Here is an 18,446-nt window from a genome sequence, read left to right on the forward strand (position 1 = left end):
GATCAGCGGGCCTCCGTCGTGCGCGGCGTCGCCGTACCCGACGGGGCGCTCTCCTCAACGGCGGTGACATTATCGCCCGTGCGCACCTTGTCGGTGCCTTCGGTAATCAGCCGGTCACCCGCCTTCAGCCCTTGAGTGATCAGCCAGCGGTTGCCCATCGCTTCACCGGTTTCTACCTCACGTCGCTCCACCACCTGCTGGTTGTTAACCACCAGCGCATAGGCGTTACCTTTGGTGTCACGCAGGATGCCTTGCTGCGGAGCCAGAATGGCGTCCGGCACGGTGGCGGTTTCCACCGTAGCACGTACAAACATGCCCGGTAACAGCATATGGCCAGCATTAGGGAACTCGGCGCGCAGCGTCACTGAGCCGGTGGCTTCATCCACCGCCACCTCCGCCAGTTTCAGCACGCCCGGCTGGTTGTAAGGCTGGCCGTTTTCCAGCGTCAGCGTTACTGCCGCCTGCTGCTGTTTCTGGTGCGCTAGCAACGCCAGTCGCTGACTGCTGGACTGGGTAAGGTCGACATAGATCGGGTTCAGTTGGCGAATGGTAGCCAGCGCGGTGCTCTGGCTGGCGGTCACCAACGCGCCCGGCGTGACCGACGAAATACCGATGCGGCCGGAAATCGGCGCGGTAATACGGGTATACGCCAGGTTGATTTGCGCGGTTTTCAGGGCAGCCGCTTTTTCCGCCACACTGGCGACATCCTGCTCATAGGTGGCCTGCGCGTCGTCCGCGTCCTGCTGCGATACGCCCTCTTCTTTCAACAGCCGGGCGTAACGTTCAGCTTTCAGTTTGGCTGAACGCACGGTGGACTGGGCGTTTTTCAGCGCGGCGGCAGCCTGATCCGCCGCCGCCTGATAACTGGCCGGGTCTATCTGGTACAGCACTTGCCCAGCGTTCACTTCGCTGCCTTCGGTAAATAACCGTTTCTGAATAATGCCATCCACCTGCGGGCGCACCTCGGATACCATCGCCGCCGTCACGCGGCCGGTCAAGTCGCTGTGCAGCGTGACGGGTGCGCCATGCAGCGTCTGCACGGTTACCGCTACCGGTTGTGACGACGACGGTGAAACAGCGCTGCGATCGCATCCTGTCAACAACGCGGCGCACGTAGCCACTGTTACAATAAAGTTGTTACTTCGCATCAAGTCCTGTCCTAGAATTGAGAATGAACGTTCATTCTCAATATAAAAAATTTGACGTCAGACTTCTTATAAAATTTGCAAGGATAGCGTTAGCAACGTTGTCCAGGCATTGGAGCACTGCTATGCCATCACCCCATCATGAGAACAAGGCGCAGGCCCGGCGTGATCAAATCATCGCCGCGGCCCGCCACTGCTTTCGCCAGTCCGGCTTTCACGGCGCGAGTATGGCGGAGATCGCCGCACAAGCGCAGCTTAGTGTCGGGCAGATTTACCGTTACTTCGTCAACAAAGACGACATCATTGAGGAAATCGTGCGGCGTATCGTCGACATCCGGTTACAGCGCATGACGCCGGAAAATGAAGAACCCCGGCGTTTTGCACCGTTGCTGGCCCACCGCCAGTTGCCGATCGCCGGAGACAGCGACGACGACGATAACCTGCTGATGCTGGAAGTGGCATCGGAAGCCACCCGCAACCCACGGGTGGCGAACATCATGCAGGAAGCTGACCAGCAGATGTTTACCCGCGCCAGTACGCTGATGAAGTACCGTTTTCCGCATTTTTCGGATGCGGAAATCGCCGCACGTACCGAACTGATGGCGGTATTGTGCGAAGGCACGACGTTTCGTAGCGTGATCCCGCAACGCGCCCCGGTCGCGGTGCTGGAGCCGCTGTACCAATCGCTATTTGATTCACTGTTTCCTGATAAGACGCCATGACTAAAAAATTATCCCGCTCGCAGCTCGAATACGCGCTGATCCTTGGTTCCCTGTCGGCGCTCGGCCCGCTATGCACCGACCTTTACTTACCCGCGTTGCCACAGATGACCACCGCCCTTTCCACGTCTACCTCCGCAACCCAACTGAGCCTGACCGCCGGTTTGCTCGGGCTGGGGGCCGGTCAGTTAGTCTTTGGCCCACTGAGCGACAAGCTGGGGCGTCGCCTGCCGTTGTTGCTGTCGCTGGTGATGCTGCTGCTGACGTCGGTCTGGTGCGCACTGGCACAGGATATCGGTCAGTTGATCGTCGCCCGGTTGCTACAAGGCATCGCCGGGGCGGGCGGTGCGGTGTTATCTCGTGCCGTCGCGCGGGATCTCTATGTCGGTCATGCCCTGACCCGCTTTTTCTCGTTGCTGATGCTGATCAACGGCCTGGCACCGATCCTCTCACCGGTACTGGGTGGTTTGCTGCTGGGCGTAACCGACTGGCGCGGCATTTTTTTGCTGCTGGCCATCATAGCCTGCCTGTTGTTGACGATGTGCCTGCTGCGGCTCAACGAGACGTTACCCGCCGACCGACGCATCGCCGGGGGTGTCGGCTCGATGCTGTCGTCGCTGGGAAGTCTGTTGCGGGAGCGCGCATTCATGGGGTTGTGTCTGGCACAAGGGCTGTGCGGTGCCGGGATGTTCGCTTACATCGGTGCCTCGCCATTCGTGCTACAGGAAGTGTACGGGCTAAGCCCACAAGCATTCAGTCTGTGTTTTGCCGTCAACGGCATCGGGCTTATCGCCGCCGGACAACTGGCTTCCCACTTTAGCCTGCGGATGGGTGAGCGACGCGTGTTGCATGTTGGGCTGGCTGTTGCGGTCATCTCAGCGCTGGTGCTGACGGTGGCAGGTTTGTTACATGCACCACTCATCGGCATTCTGACTCCGCTGTTTTTCGCCATCGCCATGATCGGGGTGGTCGGCCCTTGTGCATCATCACTGGCGATGCAGAGCCAGGGCGGCAAAGCGGGCAGCGCTTCGGCACTGATTGGTTTGAGTATGTTCGCGCTCGGTGCGCTGAGTGTGCCATTTACCGGGCTGACCGGTAGCACCAGTGCACTGTCGATGGCGCTCGTGATTCTGGGGTGCTACCTGCTGGCCGTCATCGCCTATCTGCTGCTCTCTCTGAGCGGTGCCGCTCAGGAAGCTCAACCGGACAAGGGATAATCCGGCACTGAAGACCCAAACTCCCGACGGACACAGCCCGTGCCAGCATCAATCTGGCACGGGCTTCACCTACTTACAGGCGACCTTCAGTCGAGTCATCACTGCCAGACACCGTTGGTGCCGGAATGGGTTCCCCCAGCGTTTGTTTAAACCAACTGACGACTTTGTTGATGATAGTCGGCTGGAACCAGTTAATATCGCCATGACCGGCCCCCTCCAGCAGCAGGTACTCCGCTTTGTTGCCGCCCGCTACCAGCGCTTCATACAGGTGCTTGCTCTGCAACGGTGAAACGACGGTATCCGCACTGCCGTGCATAATGAGATACGGCGGTTTTTTCCCGTTGATATGCCCCATCGGGCTGGCGTTTAACGCCTTAGCTGGATCGCTGGTAATGCTGGCACCGGGGAAATCCCCAAATGCCGTGCCATTGACCAACAACGCTTCCGTTATCGCCGGTGAATCATGCACTACGAGCAGGTTTTCTGGAAGGCCTTCGCCAATGCTCAACAAATTGGAAATGCCGTATGCCGAAACGACCGCCTGAACATCAGAGGATTTATCCAGAAAGCGTCCTTTATCAAAGCTACGCAGCCCATTCGTCGCACCGGTCATTTGCGCGACATAACCACCGGCGGAATCACCCAACACACCAATCCGGTTCGGGTCAATGCCGTATTCTGCGGCGTGTTCACGTAAGTAACGCACCGCCGATTTGGCATCCTCGATCAACGCCGGGTATTGGTCGGCAATAACACGATATTCCGCCGCCGCGACGACAAAACCAGCTTCCGCAAGTGCCATACGTACATCAATGTATTTGGCATATGCCGCGGAAGCGAAGCCACCACCGGGGAAATAGACAATCGCCGGTTTAAGTGTCGTCGTACGTGGAACAAGCAACGACATTTCCAACTGCTGTACTTTTTGTATGCTTTTAATCTGGGAATAAACGATGTCATTAAGCGCATCAATTTGTTGGCGTACGGGTTTAACACGAATAACCTGTGCGCCTTTAGTATATCCCATCAGATCATTAACATTCGTTACGTTAGTCATAATAAATAAGCCCTTAGATAATTTAGGGAAGATATTTTATAATCGCCTGCCAGGCGATTATTCCTGATAGTCATATTTCACTCTTTCCCGAAAAATAACCGAATCGCGCATTGAATAACGCAATACGTCGGCTTTTTACGGCAAGGTTAATAACACGTACTTTTATCACTGTGGAATAACACCATCAGTCAGGTCATTCGTAGCGGCATAATGCCGAAAATAAAAAGACGTAAAATAAACCGAGTCACAGAGCCGACATGGCGGCAAGCGAAATATGACGACATGTTCAAATAATACCTTTTGAACAACGTCACTATACTTGCCATTCAGAATATAAAAAAATCAGCCTTGTTCGTTGGTAAGAGGAAAAACGCCTACATACCCAGACCACGACTTCGCACCATTAAAATTAAAAAACAAAAAGAAATAACGGCAGAAATAATATTGGTTATTTTATTTCATTATATTTTTTAAAAATAAGTTAATTTCTGATATGAATTAATTTTGGGAATCACACGGCATATACCCAAAATAATTCGAGTTGCAGGACACCACGCTGGCGTTCTACTCAACACAACGCGAGGAAGAATAAAAGAGAAATGCAACCTCAGCGCGGGTGCCTAAGCCCCCGCGCTGCCCCAGCAGGTGGATGATTCCGCCTACTGGTTACTATCCGGAAACAAGAATGGGTTGATGCTGCTGCGGGAAAACCCTTCTTCTTCCATTTTCACATCCAGCACCAATGAGGCCAGATCGTCAGCCACCGCTTCTACCCGGTGATCTTTTTCCTGGTACAACAGTTTCAGGTAGGTGCCGCAGTCGTCACAGCTTTCTGCTTTGATGGCCGCCTTTTCATCATCCAGCGACCAGTAGTTCAGTTTACCCGCCTGCTCACAGTTACTGCATTTGACGCGCACCATATGCCATTCGGTTTCGCACAGGTTGCAGTGCAGGTAGCGCAGGCCGCTGGTGGTGCCAATCTGCACCACGCCGGAAACCGGCATACTGCCGCATACCGGGCAAAACTGACGATGCTCGCCCTGCTCGGCCTGCGCTCGCCCTGGCAGCCGGGTCGCCATTTGCGCCCAGTACAGCGACAACGCTGCCCAGATGAACGGTGCCTTATCGTTGTTTTCCGGCGTGAATTGCTGCGCGATCAGCGCGTCCGCCAGTTCGTCCCACTGCTGTACCGGCATCTTTTCCAGGTTTTCCAACGTGGTCAGTACCTGGCCGCTGGCGGTCGCTTTCAGCTCCTCAATTAACGCCCGCAGCAGAGTATGCCAGTGCGGATCGCGCGCAAACGTGGCGGCATCCAGCGGCGGACGTCCGACGCTGTTGTGCACCTTGTCATGCAACAGGTCGAGCAAGTCTTTATCCAGTGGGTGGTCATGCCGTACTTTTTCCTGCGCCTCCACCACGTCGGCAGCAAACAGCAAGTAATCCGCCAGGGGGTGATCTTGCGCCAGCTGGCGCAGACGCTCGGCACGACCGCTGTACAGGCTTTTTAGATTAGCGAACAACAAGGGAGGGATCGTGCCGATGCTTGAGGTTTTCTCACTGTCGGCCAATTGCTCCTGCGGCACAATACGAATACTCATCAGGTGATGTTTCCTGTTTATCCATGTGACAGAGGCCATGCGAGCACACGCCAGCCCCGTTTGATGCCGTCATGTTAGCAGGTTATTCCCCACAATAAGGAGTGATTTTCCGGGCCGACCCGGAGCATAAAAAACATCAGCCAAACTGGATAGACACGACCGGCTATCAACCGCAAAATTACATGTTGATCTTTCACCAGCTAGAACGTCGCTTGCGGTGAAAGGACATCAGCCAGAGATGCGCACTGTTAAGGGACACCGCCTGAACGGTATAACGATAACTCCGTCTAATGCTGGAAACGACATATATGACCGCCGTTTATTCTCAGACACCTTCACCGGGCGCTATCGCGTCGGTTTACCGCAAAATCACCTGGCGACTGATTCCATTTTTGTGCCTGTGCTATCTTGCGGCTTACCTTGACCGCATCAATATTGGCCTGGCAAAACTGCAGATGGCGAATCAGCTCGCGCTCAGTGACGTCGCCTTCGGTCTGGGTGCCGGGCTATTTTTCGTCGGCTATATTCTGTTCGAAGTGCCGAGCAACCTGATTTTGCAACGCGTCGGTGCCCGCATCTGGATCGCGCGTATCATGATCAGTTGGGGATTACTGTCCGCCGCGACGATGTTTATCACCACGCCGGTTCAATTCTACGTGCTGCGTTTTCTGCTTGGCGCGGCGGAAGCCGGTTTTCTGCCGGGTGTCCTGTACTATCTGACACGCTGGTTTCCCTCCTGGCGGCGCAGTCGCATTATTGCACTGTTTATGATCGGTCTACCGCTTTCCAGCGTGGTGGGCGGCCCGCTGTCAGGCTGGATCATGTCACATTTTGATGCGGTTCATGGATTGCACGGCTGGCAGTGGATGTTTCTGCTGGAGGGTCTGCCAAGCGTACTGCTGGGCGTGCTGACCCTTTGGCTGTTACCAGACGATATTGAGCAGGCGCGCTGGCTAAGCGAGACGGACAAAGCGCAGGTGCGCGCCGACCTGGCGCTCGACGCCCGTGACGCGCCGTATCTGAAACACCGCTTTCGCGACGGCTTCCTCAACCTGAAAGTCTGGATGCTGGGTGGCATCGATTTCTCGATACTGCTGTGCGCCTATGCCATGGGGTTCTGGCTGCCGACTTTTATTAAAAAAGCCGGTGTGGCCGATCTCGGGCAGATCGGTCTGCTGACAGCCATCCCCAGTATCGCGGCGCTGGCAGGCATGGTGTTGCTTGGTGCCAGCTCAGACCGGCTGCGCGAACGGCGCTGGCACATCATCGTGCCATTCTGGCTGGGCGCGGCGGCGATGGTGACAAGCACCTTCTTTACCCAAAATATCGTGATAACGGTGCTGCTGTTCTCTGTGGCACAAGCCACCATTATTGGCACCGTACCGGTGTTCTTCAGCCTGCCCGCCACCTTCCTTACGGGGGCTGCCGCCGCTACCGGCTTTGCGCTGGCCTGCTCGCTGGCGAATATCGCCGGTCTGGTCAGCAACTCGATCATGGGTTTCGCGATGGAACTAACCGGCAGCGGCAACGGCGCGTTGTGGTTCTTCGCCTTCTGTCTGCTGCTCAGCTCGCTGTTGGTAGTGGCGCTACCGGCGAAACTGGTAAATCGCTAAGTTGGGTTGTGTTCGACCTGGCAACATCATGCCAAAAACGTCACTGGTAGAGATGGGGTTTACGGCGTCAAAACCGTGCTGAGGTGGGCGACTTCGCCGGGTGAGCGACAGGACGTCGCGAAAGCCCGTGCCGCTCCGGGAGAGCGTCACGGGCGGCCCGAACAGCGAAGGCGAATGCCGAAGGAACCGCGCTAGCGGCACGGTTTAGCCCTCAGCCAGAGGTCAAGGAGAGGCGGCGCTGAGCCTCTCCTTGTCGTGCGTGCGATAGCGTTGCAAAGGGACAACCAATGTTATCACGCACGAAACTTCCCACTGTTCTGACAGAGGTTCGCCAGCAACAAAACAACACCGCTGTTTGTCAACAGCACCGAGTAGATCAGTGCTTATCCTGCGCTTTGGATTGCAGCTCACGATACCAGCGCGGGTGGTGTTTCTTCGCCCAACCGCTGGATACCCAGCCTTCCACCATCGCGGTGATAGTGCCTTTCACCCACAGGGCGGCGTAGACGTGCACCATGATGGTCAGGATCAACCCTACCGCCGACACCGAATGCACCACCAGCGCCGCCCGGATCACCGGGATGGAGAACGACGGTGCGAAGTACGGCCGCCAGATCACAATCCCGCTCGCCAGCAACAGCAGCAGACAGGTAATCGCCAGCCAGAACACGCATTTCTGACCGAAGTTGTAGCGCCCGGTATCGCCAACCTCTTCGTTACGGGCGATCTTGTGGATGTTTTTTGCCCACTCCAGGTCGCTACGCTCGATCAGGTTGTGTTTCCAGTAACGTAAAAACATCAGCAGGAAAGCGACAAACATCACCACCCCGACAAACGGGTGCAGGATGCGCGCCAGTTGCGGCGTACCCAGCACATTCATCAGCCAGTTAAGCGACGGGAAGAAGAACCCCAATCCGCTCAATGCGGCGAATATAAAACAGAACGCCACAATCCAGTGATTAATGCGCTCGGGGGCGCTGTAACGCTGAATCCGATTACTCTTTTTCATGCTGCTTGCCCTCGTGGTGCGCGTCGTCATCGTCTTCTACCCGGTTCGGCCCGATCCCCACATAGTGGAATACGCTGGCGGCGAAGGTCGCGGCAAAACCGATAGCCGCCAGCGGTTTCCAGATGCCTTTCCAGAAGGTCACCGTCGGGCTGATGCTCGGATTGGCTGGCAAACCGTTGTACAGTTGCGGCTTGTCGGCGTGATGCAACACGTACATCACGTGCGTGCCGCCGACACCGGCTGGGTCGTACAAACCGGCATTGCTGTAACCACGGCTGTTCAGGTCTTTCACCCGTTCGGCCGCCAGCACTTTCATCTCGTCCTTAGTGCCGAAATGAATCGCCCCGGTCGGGCAGGTCTTCACGCAGGACGGTTCCTGCCCAACCTCCACGCGGTCGACGCACAGGGTGCACTTGTACACCTTGTTGTCGTCCTTGTTCATGCGCGGCACGTCGAACGGACAACCAGCGATACAGTAGCCACAGCCGATACAATGTTCGGACTGAAAATCGACAATACCGTTGGCGTACTGGATGATTGCGCCTTCCGACGGGCAGGCTTTAAGGCAGCCCGGATCGGCGCAGTGCATACAGCCGTCCTTACGGATCAGCCACTCCAGCTTGCCGTTTTCCTCGAACTCGGCAAACTTCATGACCGTCCAGGATTTGGCGCTCAGATCGGTCGGGTTATCGTAGACACCCACGTTGTGCCCGACGTCATCGCGGATGTCGTTCCACTCGGAGCAGGCCACCTGACAGGCTTTACAGCCGATACAGGTGGTCACATCGATCAGTTTAGCGACCTGCTCTTTATGGTTGCGGGCCTGCGGCGGTGGCGTCAGTGAGTTAGTCGCGGAGCGACGAATGATATCTTGTGATTGCATTGCCATAGTGTTTCTCCGCGATTACGCCTTTTCCACATTGACCAGAAACGCCTTGTATTCCGGCGTCTGACTGTTGGCGTCGCCGACATGTGGCGTCAGGATATTCGCCATAAAGCCCTTCTGGGTGGTGCCTTCAAAGCCCCAGTGACAAGGCACGCCGATGGTTTCCACCGGTTTGCCCTGAATCATCAGGGTGCGGATACGCTTGGTGACGACCGCTTTCGCCTTGATATATCCCCGCTTGCTGCTGACTTTCACCACATCGCCAGCCTGAATCCCCTTTTGTTTCGCCAGCCCTTCACCGATTTCGACAAATTGTTCCGGCTGCACGATGGCGTTGAGGCGCGCGTGCTTGGTCCAGTGACGGAACAACTCGGTGATCGAATAGGTGGTGGCGACGAACGGGAATTCCTCTACCGTTCCCATATACGGGCGGTCGGCAGGCAGGATACGGGCAGCCGGATTCACCTGAACCTTGCTATAAACCGGGTTGGTTTTCAGCGGCGACTCCAGTGGTTCGTAGTGTGCCGGGAGCGGCCCTTCCGCCATCTTGTCGATAGCAAACAAACGGCCCAACCCTTCGGCGTTCATGATGAACGGGCCCGCAGCACTGCCTGGCGGCACCGTGGCGGCAAAGTCCGGCACATCGATACCAGTCCACTTCTGTCCATTCCAACGGATCAGCTCACGCTTCGGATCCCACGGGCGACCTTGTTCGTCTGCTGAGGCGCGGTTGTAAAGGATGCGGCGGTTTTGCGGCCAGCTCCAGGCCCAGCCCGACGTGCAGCCAAGGCCCGACGGGTCAGCGTTGTCGCGACGCGCCATCTGGTTGCCCGCTTCGGTCCAGGAACCGGCGTAAATCCAGCAGAAACTGGCGGTGGTGCCGTCATCGCGCAGCAGGGAGAAATCGGGCAGCAGTTGCCCTTTCTTCAGCAGCAGGTTGCCTTTGTCATCGAACAAATCCGCCAGCGCGCGACCGTTGGCCTCTTTGGTGACTTCCTCGGCGGACGGATCGCCCGGCTCCAGATAATCCCAGCTCATGTTCAACACCGGTGCCGGGTTGGCTCCCCCCTCTTTGGCGTACAGCTCACGCAGGCGCAGGAACAATCCCGCCAGAATCACCCCATCATGACGCGCTTCACCTGGCGGCTCAGCCCCCTGGTAATGCCATTGCAACCAGCGGCCAGAGTTAACGATGGACCCGTTTTCCTCAGCAAAACAGCTGGACGGCAGGCGGAAGACTTCGGTCTGAATCTTGCTGGGATCAACGTCGTTCAGCTCACCGTGGTTTTGCCAGAAATTAGAGGTTTCCGTCGCCAGTGGGTCGATAATAACCAGGTATTTCAGCTTTTTCAGCGCATCACGGGCTCGGTTCGAGTCGGCAAAGGCGGCCATCGGATTGAAACCCTGTACGATATAGCCGTTGACTTTGCCATCCAGCATCATGCGGGAATACGCCAGCGCATCGTAGCTCTTGTCCCACTTCGGCAACCAGTCGTAGCCCCAATCGTTGTCTTTCTGCGCTTTATCACCCCAGAAACTCTTCATCATGCTGATAAAAAATTTGGGGGTGTTCTTCCAGTAGTTGACCTGATCCGGCAGTAACGCTTTTGGCGTGACCTGATCCAGATAACTTTGCAGTGACGTCTGTTTTTCCGACGGCAACGGCATGTAACCCGGCAGGTTCAGCGACAATAGCCCCAAATCGGTGTAACCCTGAATGTTGGAATGGCCGCGCAGCGCGTTCACACCACCGCCCGCCATACCGACGTTGCCCAGCAACAGCTGGATCATCGCGGCGGTACGGATAATCTGTGCGCCAGCGGTGTGTTGCGTCCAGCCCAGCGCATACATAATGGTAGCGGTGCGATCCGGTACGCAGGTGGAAGCCAGTTGCTCACAAATAGTGAGGAAATCCTGCTTCGGCGTGCCGCAGACGTTAGTTACCAGATCCGGCGTATAGCGGCTGGCGTGCTCTTTCAACACGTTCCAGACACAGCGCGGATGGCTCAAGGTGTCGTCACGTTTGGCAAAACCGTTCTCATCCAGTTCGTACTGCCAGGAGGTGCGGTCGTACTTGCGTTCTTTTTCGTCGTAACCGCTGAAAATGCCTTCGTCAAAATGGTAATCGTCACGCACGATCAGGCTGGCATTGGTATACGCCTTCACATACGGCATCTGCACCTTGTCATGGCTCAGCAGATAATTGACAACACCAAGCAGGAAGGTGATATCAGACCCAGCGCGAATCGGTGAGTACATGTCAGCCACAGCGGCCGAACGATTGAACCGCGGGTCGACCACAATCAGTTTGGCACCGTTGTGAATCTTGGCCTCTACCGCCCATTTGAAGCCAACAGGGTGGGCTTCTGCCGGGTTACCGCCCATCACCAGAATCACATTGGCGTTTTTGATGTCCACCCAGTTGTTGGTCATCGCACCACGACCAAAGGTCGGTGCCAGCGCAGCAACCGTGGGGCCATGACAGAGACGCGCCTGGGTATCGATGCCGATCATCCCCAGCGCACGGGCAAATTTTTGGTCCAGAATACCGGTTTCATTGCTGGCCGCTGACGAACACAACATCCCGGTAGTCAACCAGCGGTTAACCGTTACACCGGCGCTGTTTTTTTCGACAAAATTGGCATCGCGGTCTTTTTTCATTAGCCGGGCGATGCGCTCTAACGCCTCTTCCCAGCTGATGCGCTGCCACTTGTCGGAACCGGGCGCACGGTATTCCGGGTATTTCAGACGCTGATCGCTGTGGATGAAGTCCACCAGCCCAGCCCCTTTCGGGCAGAGAGAACCCCGACTGACCGGATGGTCCGGATCCCCTTCGATATGGTAAATGGACGCTTTGGCGTTTTTGGCGCCATCACCCAGGCTGTACATCAGAATCCCGCACCCGACTGAACAGTAGGTGCAGTTATTCCGGGTTTCTCTGGCGCGCAATAATTTATATTGCCGCGTTTCGGCTAATGCCACACTGGGAGAAAAGCCCAACGCGGTGACCGTGGTTCCGGCCATACCGCCTGCGCATATTTTAAAGAACTGCCTTCTGCTGACCTGCATGGGAGATTCCTCGCACGACATCACTCAGAGCGATACCCGTCATACATCGAATTGCAGGTGTGTTGTCTTCCCGGCAACTCAACTTATTCGGGTATACATCGTATTTATGTGTTTATGTATTAATGCTTTATTTATATGAATGGATGATGGCAGAAATAACGCATAAACCCCCACCAAACATACGTATTATGAACTGATGAAAAAAAAGCGCCAATTAATTATCTCAACAACAACAAATCCATCACAATTCATCACGGTCAGGTCGTTTTTTAACGTTATCACTCGCTTAAATAGAATAATTCTCATTACCATATCACGCTAACACGCTGCATCGCTGTGTATTTTTTTACATAGCGAAAACAAAAAAACGGCCACCCCGGCGTTATTCCAATGTGAAATAATTAAGTGTTTTTTATAGAACGCACTGTCTGTGATGTATTTATAAGCCGTCGAACATCGCGAAAAAATAACGACAATGACTGTCACGAATAAAAAAATAACGACGATAATATTCCGGCTGAAAATAAATAAACCAGTCAGGTTAAAAATAAATAAAGCAGAAAATTAAATATACCCAAAATAATTCGAGTTGCAGGACAAAACGTATTGCGTGTTGAACAACGCGAAGCGTTGGCCCTTCAGGGCAAGGCTCATTTGAGCCTTGTAACGCGGCAACCGAGTGACAAATTCGTCGGGAACGAATTTGACCAGCCAACGGCTGGCCTCTGGTGAGAGACAGGATGTCTCTCATTTCATCCCGATGAACTTACTTAGGTCAGGAAGAGGACAGTCCGTTTTTCAGCAACGCGGCCAACGCGATGATGGCGCTCTCCGTTTTCTCCTGCCATTCGAAAGAGGTATTGATGCGGAAATAGCGGTCAAATTTATCACCGGTGGTGAACATTCTACCCGGTGCAATACTGATGCCTTGCGCCAGCGCCTGCTGATACAGTTCGACGCTATTGAACGCTTCCGGCAGCCCCAGCCAAAGAAAATAGCCACCTTCGGCGTAATAAATGTCCACCTCACTGGGGAAATGCGTTTTCATCGCCTGATACAACCGGTGTTTACGTTGCTCCAGTGTGCGCCGTAAACGCCGCAAATGGCTGTCGTAGCTGCTGGTGGCCAGATAATCCGCCACCGCCAGTTGCATCGGCGCACTGGCAGAAAGTGTGCTCATCAGTTGCAGCCGCTGAATACCTTGCGCCCACCGCCCCGCTGCCACCCAACCGACCCGGAATCCGGCAACCAGATTCTTCGAGAAAGACGAACAGTGCAGCACCTGCCCGTCACTATCAAGCGCCTTGACCGGCAGCGGGCGATGAGCACCGGTGTACAGCTCGCTGTAGACGTCATCCTCGATCAGCGGCACCTGATGCTCACGCAGCAGCGCGGCCAGTTGCTGCTTCTTCTCCCATGCCAGTGTGCAGCCGAGTGGATTGTGAAAATTGGTCATCAGCCAGCAGGCGCGAATCGGGTAATCGTGCAATGCCTGACGTAACGCCGCCAGGTCGATACCCGTATGCGGATGGGTAGCGATAGCAATCGCTTTCAGTTGCAAACGTTCGATCGCCTGCAACGCGCCGTAAAACGACGGTGACTCCACCACCACATAATCACCGGGCCGGGTCAGCATCTGTAGGCTCAGATTGAGCGACTCCATCGCGCCGCTGGTGATCACGATTTCATCCGGCGAGACAGCAATCCCCTGTAGCGCATAGCGCTGGGCGATCTGCTTACGTAGCCGTTCGTTACCGGGCGGCAGGTTATCCACCGCGTTTTCAGGCTGCATCCGGCGCGCCACCGTCGCCAGCGAGCGAGTCAACTGGCGCTGGGGAAACAGTCGTGGATCGGGGAAGGCGGAACCGAACGGCACCACACCGGGCGAGCGGCTGGCGTGCAGCACATCGAAAATAAAACGGTTGACGTCAACATTCTCCGTCAGGTGTACCGCGTCGCCACTGGCGGGCGGCGCGACGGGCCGTTCGATCCGTGGCGCAGCGTAGTAACCGGACTGCGGGCGTGAAATGATCCAGCCCTGACTTTCCAGCAGTTGATAGGCATGAAGCACCGTCATCAGGCTCAGACCGGAATGCACCGCCTTTTCGCGCAGCGACGGCAATTTCTCCCCCGGTTGCCAGATACCGGCTTGTAGCTGTGCCAGCATCTGATCGGCCAACTGTTCAAATTTCGCCATGGCTCAACGCTCTTTAATGAACACCCCGTCAGCGAGCCAACGCCAGACGAACAAAATCCAGCAGCAACCGCCGCGCCCACACTGGCTCGGCGCTGTCGGCCATTTCCGGCAGCGCGCAGTGGCGCAGACAAGCGTTCATCACCGCTGAGTCCATCTCCGGGTGAAACTGAAAAGATAAGGTGTGCGGTGTATAACGAATAATCTGGCACCCATCCTGCTCCGATGTCGCCAGCACCCGCGCACCGGGCGGCGGTGCCACTACCGACTGACGATGGCTGAGGTAGGCGTTGAACTGTGTCGGTATCGCCGTCAACAGCGCATCTTCCGCGGCACCGTCATGCAATGTCACGGTCTTCAACCCCATTTCCCGACCATTCGGATTATCCGCTACCGTGCCACCCAACGCATGAGCCAACAGCTGATGACCGTAGCACACCCCCAGCACCGGCAGCCCGGCACTCACACTCTGTCGCAACCAGTCTGCGGTGCGTTCGCTCCAGTCCAACCGGTCGGTCACCATCGACCAGGAACCGCTGATAATGGCAGCGTCATGCTCACCGGGGTTTGGCAAGGCATCACCCGCATCCGGCCGTACCACATGCAGGCTTACGTCCTCATCAGCCAGCGCGGTGCCAAACCAGTCGGCCTGTTGACCCACCGCATGAGCGATAGGTTCAGGCGGCTCACCCATCTGTACGATAAGCAGTGAAGGCCGACGGGATGAAGTGGAGAAATTCGCGGTTAACGTCGTCATGGCGTGCGGTTTGCCTCGGGACTTTCAACAAGATGAATGTTGAAGCTACCACGCGAGACACGCCCTGTCATCGCCTCGTGCTGTTGAACTTTACTCATCCAGGCAACCGACAGTGACCGACCGTTCAACCGGGAATTGACTGTGCGGATGGGCGGTAGGCCAGAGAAAAAACGTCGTAAAAATAGAGGTAACCCTTGGTCTGCAATAACCTGGTGACACCCTGTTTAACCGGCTCAGCCACCTGCGGGCTTTGCAACAACAATGCCAGCGTTTGGGGTGACACATGGCGACTGTTGTACCACTCACCGTTGTAACAGACCCGCAGATCCAGCGCGTCGATATCCTCGAAGCGGTAGCGCGGGTTGATATCCATCGACATCGCCAGCGACATCAGCAGCAAAAACAGCGTAAACCCGACCACATAAGGCGCACCGAAATAAGGCGCATACCACAGAATCAGCGCCACCGGCACATAACTCACCAGCATACCGCCAAACAAATAAGGATGCGTCACCATGAATTTACGGCTGAAGCGGATACGGTTATCGCGCCGCTCTTCACGGTTCAGGCGCTCGATTTCTTCGCTCAGAATACGTTTGACTTCGTCCACGCTAATCCTCCCGGTACAGCGTTATTCGTGCGAGAAGGTAGCACAGGCGTATAAATCAGAACAGATACAGTCTGGTGCGAAAAAACCATAACAGTTAGGGTTGTGACGCCAGGCGGCTGGCGGCAATCAGCGCCTGCCCCAGCGCCAGCCCGCCATCGCCGGATGGCAAACGCGACGGCAGCAGCAGGGTAAAATCGGTCAGCCGCTCACGTAACAGATTGACCAGCAAACGGTTATGCATCACCCCACCGGAACACACGACCGTATTCAATCCCTGTTCCCGCGCCGCCTGATGTACCAGTGCCGCCAGCCCGTCGGCCAGCGCGACATGAAACGCCCAGGCACGCTCGACCGGTGCCGCGCGATACGCCAAAAACTGCCGCCAGAACGTCACCAGATCCAGTTGCTTGCCGCAGAGCGGCATGGTCACGGGCGGCAGGTTGTCCTGATGCTGCCGGGCCAACGCCTCCAGCCAGCAGGCCGCCCCCCCTTCCCAACTTTGCTCGCCAGCGAACCCGCAAGCGGCAGCTACGGCATCAAACAACCGACCAGCGGACGACGCCATCGGCGAATTGAGCCCCCGTTCGATAGCGCGCGTCAACAGCGGCCTGGCACTGGCGGGGATCACATCGGCTTGTGGTAAGGTTTCCCAGTTCGGCACGAACGCCAGAAATTGCGCCAGCAGATTACGCCACGGCTGGCGAGCCGCCAGATCAGCGCCCGGCAGCGCTACTGCGGGCAACCCGCCCAGATGCTGACACTGAGCATAATCCACCCGCAGGCATTCACCGCCCCACCAGCGGTTGTCGCCACCATAACCGATACCGTCTACAGCCAGACCGATCACCGGCCCGGCATCACGCGGCCACTGATGTTCCGCCATGCAGGCGACGATATGTGCATGATGATGCAGCACCTCAATGCAAGGCACACCCAACTGTTCCGCGTGCTGCTGCCCCAAACGATGGCTGACGTAACCGGGGTGCGCATCCACCACGATAGCTTGCGGGGTAAAGCGGTAGATATCGGCGAACAGCGTCTGCGCCTGCCGGTACTGCTGCTCCACGTCGTTATCGGCCAGGTCACCTAAATGCTGGCTGATAATCGCGGAGGTATCGCGCAGCAGGCAAAAGGTGTTCTTAAGGTCTGCGCCCATCGCCAGCAGCGCTGGTTGCCCACTGAACCCCGGCGGCAATGGCAAGGCATCCGGTACATAGCCGCGTGCACGCCGCAGCATCTCCGCTTGCCCACCCTGCATCCGTACTACCGAGTCGTCGGCTCGCTGTACGATGTCGCGGTTATGCAGCAGCCACAGGTCAGCGATACCGGCCAGATCGGCCAACGCCTGGGGATTATCCAGCGCTGGCGGCTTACCGCTGGCATTGCCCGAGGTCATCACCAATGGTCGCGCTACCGCCGCCAGCAGCAAATGCTGCAACGGGTTGGCGGGCAGCATTAGCCCAACCTCATCCAGACCGGGCGCAATACCTGCCGCCAGCGCGCCATTTTGCTGTAATGGCAACAGCACGATCGGCGCCGCCGGGCTTTGCATAACACGCAATGCCGAAGCGGGTTCCGCCAGCGTGCTGCACCGCGTCAACCAGTCTGCATTCGGTAGCATCACCGCCAGCGGTTTGGCTGGACGATGTTTACGTGCTCGTAACTGTGCGACCGCCTGCGCATCGGTCGCATCACAAGCCAGATGAAACCCGCCCAGTCCTTTGATTGCGACGATTCGCCCGGCACACAACGCTGCCGCCGCCTGCGTGATGGCGTCATCGCCCTCGGCTACGGTACGGCAAGCGTCGCTCAGCCACACTTGTGGGCCACAGGTGTGGCAGGCGTTGGGCTGGGCATGAAAGCGCCGGTCCGCCGGGTGCTGATATTCCTGCTGACACGTCGGGCAAAACGGGAACGCCGCCATCGCCGTATTGGGGCGATCGTAAGGCATCTGGCGAATGAGGGTAAAACGTGGGCCGCAGTGGGTGCAGTTGATAAACGGGTAACGGTAGCGGCGGTCATGCGGGTCAAACAACTCCTGACGGCACGCCTCGCAGGTGGCAGCATCCGGCACGATGTGGGTGTCCATCTGCCCGGCACCGCTGTGCTCAATCGTGAAGTCCTCCGGCAGGGATTCCCAGCAATAAGGCTGGCATGTCAACTGGTCAATCTGCGCCAGCGGCGGGCATTCGGCGTATAGCGCAGCAATAAAATCCGCCTCTGCGCTCACAGGCCACAGCCGGACTAACACCCCCGCGCCGTCATTCAACACACTGCCTTTGGCACCAAGCCGGTGAGCAATTTGCCAGACATAAGGCCGAAACCCCACCCCCTGCACCTTGCCTTTAACGCGGATTTCAACGCCTGATGTCGTCTGTACATTAATTGCTGACATAGGTAAGAACCTATACTTGGGATCTATAGGATGAAGTTTCTACAGCAAAGACGCGAATGTTCGTTTTTTCTGCGTCAAAAACTGTGCTGAGGTGGGCGGCTTCGCCGGGTGAGCCGCATGGACGCGGCGAAAGCCCGTGCCGTGCCGGGAGCACGTCACGGGCGGCCCGAACAGCGA

At 56.6% G+C, this 18,446-nt stretch carries 13 protein-coding genes; 3 read left to right on the top strand and 10 right to left on the bottom strand.

Annotated elements, in window-relative coordinates; all coding sequences use genetic code 11:
* Positions 1-2: 2 nt before the first annotated feature.
* Entirely contained in the window at positions 3-1,148 is a 1,146-nt protein-coding gene (locus OB87_RS01970; RefSeq protein WP_033567747.1) for an efflux RND transporter periplasmic adaptor subunit, read from the bottom strand.
* Between the two features lie 122 nt (positions 1,149-1,270).
* Between OB87_RS01970 and OB87_RS01975 the strand changes: the two genes are divergently transcribed.
* Both OB87_RS01975 and OB87_RS01980 read left to right on the top strand, forming a co-directional pair.
* The gene (locus OB87_RS01975; protein WP_033567748.1) at positions 1,271-1,867 is read left to right on the top strand and encodes a TetR/AcrR family transcriptional regulator; all 597 of its coding nucleotides are present in this window, start codon (positions 1,271-1,273) and stop codon (positions 1,865-1,867) included.
* Complete coding sequence (locus tag OB87_RS01980) at positions 1,864-3,081, top strand: multidrug effflux MFS transporter (RefSeq protein ID WP_033567749.1); 1,218 nt, start codon at positions 1,864-1,866, stop codon at positions 3,079-3,081. The genes OB87_RS01975 and OB87_RS01980 overlap by 4 nt, the downstream gene beginning before the upstream one ends.
* 73 nt (positions 3,082-3,154) lie before the next feature.
* On the opposite strand, the gene OB87_RS01985 is transcribed toward OB87_RS01980, so the two are convergent.
* Both OB87_RS01985 and fdhE read right to left on the bottom strand, forming a co-directional pair.
* The gene (locus OB87_RS01985) at positions 3,155-4,138 is read right to left on the bottom strand and encodes an alpha/beta hydrolase (protein WP_033567750.1); all 984 of its coding nucleotides are present in this window, start codon (positions 4,136-4,138) and stop codon (positions 3,155-3,157) included.
* Positions 4,139-4,797: 659 nt separating this feature from the next.
* Positions 4,798-5,736: a formate dehydrogenase accessory protein FdhE gene (fdhE, locus tag OB87_RS01990; RefSeq protein ID WP_033567751.1), complete on the bottom strand. Its 939-nt coding sequence runs from the start codon at positions 5,734-5,736 to the stop codon at positions 4,798-4,800.
* Between the two features lie 308 nt (positions 5,737-6,044).
* Between fdhE and OB87_RS01995 the strand changes: the two genes are divergently transcribed.
* A complete protein-coding gene (locus tag OB87_RS01995) occupies positions 6,045-7,349 on the top strand; it encodes an MFS transporter (protein ID WP_033567966.1) in 1,305 nt (434 codons plus the stop codon).
* Positions 7,350-7,725: 376 nt separating this feature from the next.
* Here the strand turns inward: OB87_RS01995 and fdoI are convergent, their stop codons facing one another.
* The 7 genes from fdoI to hypF form a co-directional block, all read right to left on the bottom strand.
* The gene (gene fdoI / locus OB87_RS02000) at positions 7,726-8,358 is read right to left on the bottom strand and encodes a formate dehydrogenase cytochrome b556 subunit (protein ID WP_033567752.1); all 633 of its coding nucleotides are present in this window, start codon (positions 8,356-8,358) and stop codon (positions 7,726-7,728) included.
* Positions 8,345-9,247 (bottom strand): formate dehydrogenase subunit beta, encoded by a 903-nt coding sequence (gene fdxH, locus OB87_RS02005; RefSeq protein ID WP_033567753.1) that lies wholly within the window; start codon positions 9,245-9,247, stop codon positions 8,345-8,347. Before fdxH ends, fdoI begins: the two co-directional genes overlap by 14 nt.
* Positions 9,248-9,262: 15 nt before the next feature.
* Positions 9,263-12,313, bottom strand: a complete 3,051-nt coding sequence (gene fdnG / locus OB87_RS02010; RefSeq protein WP_072025407.1) for a formate dehydrogenase-N subunit alpha — start codon at positions 12,311-12,313, stop codon at positions 9,263-9,265.
* 775 nt (positions 12,314-13,088) lie between these two features.
* The gene (locus tag OB87_RS02015; RefSeq protein ID WP_033567754.1) at positions 13,089-14,510 is read right to left on the bottom strand and encodes an aminotransferase-like domain-containing protein; all 1,422 of its coding nucleotides are present in this window, start codon (positions 14,508-14,510) and stop codon (positions 13,089-13,091) included.
* Positions 14,511-14,538: 28 nt separating this feature from the next.
* Positions 14,539-15,264: a glutamine amidotransferase gene (locus OB87_RS02020; protein ID WP_072025408.1), complete on the bottom strand. Its 726-nt coding sequence runs from the start codon at positions 15,262-15,264 to the stop codon at positions 14,539-14,541.
* A 124-nt stretch (positions 15,265-15,388) separates the two neighbouring features.
* Positions 15,389-15,874: a YlaC family protein gene (locus OB87_RS02025; protein ID WP_033567755.1), complete on the bottom strand. Its 486-nt coding sequence runs from the start codon at positions 15,872-15,874 to the stop codon at positions 15,389-15,391.
* A 94-nt stretch (positions 15,875-15,968) separates the two neighbouring features.
* A complete protein-coding gene (gene hypF, locus OB87_RS02030) occupies positions 15,969-18,269 on the bottom strand; it encodes a carbamoyltransferase HypF (RefSeq protein WP_033567756.1) in 2,301 nt (766 codons plus the stop codon).
* Positions 18,270-18,446: the final 177 nt, after the last annotated feature.

The organism is Dickeya undicola, assembly GCF_000784735.1.
Taxonomy (GTDB): domain Bacteria; phylum Pseudomonadota; class Gammaproteobacteria; order Enterobacterales; family Enterobacteriaceae; genus Dickeya; species Dickeya undicola.

Bases quoted from the DNA above. Each gene is read 5' to 3' on its own strand.
- OB87_RS01975 (WP_033567748.1), top strand. From the start codon at position 1,271: ATGCCATCACCCCATCATGAGAACAAGGCGCAGGCCCGGCGTGATCAA.
- OB87_RS01980 (WP_033567749.1), top strand. From the start codon at position 1,864: ATGACTAAAAAATTATCCCGCTCGCAGCTCGAATACGCGCTGATCCTT.
- OB87_RS01985 (WP_033567750.1), bottom strand. From the start codon at position 4,138: ATGACTAACGTAACGAATGTTAATGATCTGATGGGATATACTAAAGGC.
- OB87_RS02015 (WP_033567754.1), bottom strand. From the start codon at position 14,510: ATGGCGAAATTTGAACAGTTGGCCGATCAGATGCTGGCACAGCTACAA.
- fdnG (WP_072025407.1), bottom strand. From the start codon at position 12,313: ATGCAGGTCAGCAGAAGGCAGTTCTTTAAAATATGCGCAGGCGGTATG.
- OB87_RS01970 (WP_033567747.1), bottom strand. From the start codon at position 1,148: ATGCGAAGTAACAACTTTATTGTAACAGTGGCTACGTGCGCCGCGTTG.
- fdhE (WP_033567751.1), bottom strand. From the start codon at position 5,736: ATGAGTATTCGTATTGTGCCGCAGGAGCAATTGGCCGACAGTGAGAAA.
- OB87_RS02020 (WP_072025408.1), bottom strand. From the start codon at position 15,264: ATGACGACGTTAACCGCGAATTTCTCCACTTCATCCCGTCGGCCTTCA.
- hypF (WP_033567756.1), bottom strand. From the start codon at position 18,269: ATGTCAGCAATTAATGTACAGACGACATCAGGCGTTGAAATCCGCGTT.
- OB87_RS01995 (WP_033567966.1), top strand. From the start codon at position 6,045: ATGACCGCCGTTTATTCTCAGACACCTTCACCGGGCGCTATCGCGTCG.
- fdxH (WP_033567753.1), bottom strand. From the start codon at position 9,247: ATGGCAATGCAATCACAAGATATCATTCGTCGCTCCGCGACTAACTCA.
- fdoI (WP_033567752.1), bottom strand. From the start codon at position 8,358: ATGAAAAAGAGTAATCGGATTCAGCGTTACAGCGCCCCCGAGCGCATT.